We start from the raw sequence: 1,780 nt of genomic DNA, 5'->3' as shown, positions 1-1,780 counted from the left end.
TTCTGGAAAACTTATTATAAACGGTTTTCGATTCGAATTTTTTTGCAATCCCGCTTTCTATCTCCGCTTTGAAAACTTCGCTTATTTGAGGATTGTAATTCAGTGAGTAGACAATTTCGTGTAAGACTTGATTGAAATCTTTCCAGGACTCTACTCCGCTCAATCTATTTGGGTCGCTATTGATCCAAATCACCTTCTTGGTTTCTTTATCAATAATATAATTCACTACGCTACCCTCACTTTATATTTTACTGCCGTGAATGCGGGGGTTGTTTCGGGTCCGGTTCGAGGAGTTCCGTTTATGCCGTCGGAGATCATCAATCCAGTTTGTGAGCTTGCCCCACTATTTGAAGATCCGGTATTAAGCCAACTGGTTCCACCGCCCATTATTGCGAAAGATCCACCTACAGGCGACGCATGAAGATGCGATTGTGTTTGGTCTAAACCTTCATATCCAACGACACCTCCATCGTAATTTGTTCCGTCTGCCTTTGTTCTGGAACCGTGTATCCCTGCACCTCTCGAAAAAATACCTCTCCGATCTGGAACGTTATACGTCGTCGATCCATCCCCAAATCCGTATTCCGTATTAACAAGCATGTCTCCTGTTTGAGAGGAGGTAAGATCAATTATTGATCCGGAAGGGGTCGTAGAAATCTGAAAATCATTTGTGGTTGGATTCCTAACATAGTATTTTGTAAGAGCTGTGATTCCTCCTCCTGTAAAAGCAAATTTTACCAACTGACCTTCAATACATCCGTGAGAGGATACGTTTATCCTGTCAGTGGCAGGAGTGATGCTCGTTACATTCCGCTGGATTAAATTCCAAAGAGCCGCAAAGGTCGTTCTCGAAATAGCCTGTGCGTTAGCCTCTTTGAAAAGAGAGGCATTTGCTTGGTCTAAATTGTCTTCTATGACTCCGCCAAGAGGAACTTGAGCGGCGGAAAGATTTGCGTCCGTTTGGTCGTGACGATCTTTCGAATATTGAGCATTTTCGTAAATACGATCAATTTCATCATCAAATAAATCACCGTCTGCGGGTGTGTTCTTTGTCCAAGTCCGGGTTTTCGATGGATTAAATACAGCCATATCAGTTTTTTAGCTCCTGCTCTAATATTATAAATCGTTCATGTATTTTCATTGGTTGTTCGACTCCAAAATAGGATTTGATTTGTTCTTTGAATTCTTTCAATTCAATGTCTCTACAAAATTCAGATTCAAGACCTGAACCGGATTTTCTATATCCTTTTTTGCCGCAATACTCTAATAGTCCTTCATGGGAATTGAATGCCGCAACGGGAAGTAACTGAATTCGTGCCTTTTCTTTACCTGCAATTTCAATAACCGTTTCTCTGACAAGAATTTGAATCATTGGAACTCCTCTTTTATTATGAAATCATAAACTATGAGATTGTCTTTTGGTTTTGAAGGAAACGTCTTAACGAAAAGGAGATCACCGTCTTCGTCAAACAGTCCAATCTCATTTATTGATGTTCCAATGAGTTCAGACTGCTTAATCGTCGCTTTAAAACTTCTCGTTCCATCCGGATTATTCTGAATTTCTACGAGCTTCCTAAAAACTTCGTTCTGCAAACCTGTGTCCGATGATTGAGGTGAGCGAGGGGAACCAGAAACAATTCCGCCGATGCCAAATGCGATTTCATAAGGTTGTATTCCGACGTTGTCTCCGGAGAGAATTGTAAAACCGTTGAGTGGCCACGTTCCGTCCAAGATTGTTGATCGAAGAGCAAAACCGTAAAGCCTTCCTGATAAAGTAGAA

3 protein-coding genes and 1 pseudogene are annotated in these 1,780 nt (G+C 41.2%); all 4 read right to left on the bottom strand.

Annotation, left to right across the window (positions count from 1 at the left end; translation table 11 throughout):
- Window positions 1-226: pseudogene (locus JWG45_RS14080) on the bottom strand (hypothetical protein); the annotation flags it as partial.
- Window positions 226-1,089: a hypothetical protein gene (locus JWG45_RS14075; RefSeq protein WP_205280329.1), complete on the bottom strand. Its 864-nt coding sequence runs from the start codon at window positions 1,087-1,089 to the stop codon at window positions 226-228. The pseudogene JWG45_RS14080 and the gene JWG45_RS14075, both read right to left, overlap by 1 nt.
- Before the next feature lies 1 nt (window position 1,090).
- Complete coding sequence (locus JWG45_RS14070) at window positions 1,091-1,372, bottom strand: LA_1064 family peroxide-responsive upregulated protein (protein WP_205280328.1); 282 nt, start codon at window positions 1,370-1,372, stop codon at window positions 1,091-1,093.
- Window positions 1,369-1,780, bottom strand: a 412-nt coding sequence (locus JWG45_RS14065; protein ID WP_205280327.1) for a phage tail-collar fiber domain-containing protein, incomplete at its 5' end; no start/stop codon positions are given. The genes JWG45_RS14065 and JWG45_RS14070, both read right to left, overlap by 4 nt.

It is taken from the genome of Leptospira ainlahdjerensis (genome assembly GCF_016919175.1).
GTDB lineage: Bacteria > Spirochaetota > Leptospiria > Leptospirales > Leptospiraceae > Leptospira > Leptospira ainlahdjerensis.
This window is presented reverse-complemented; position numbering and strand designations above follow the sequence as displayed.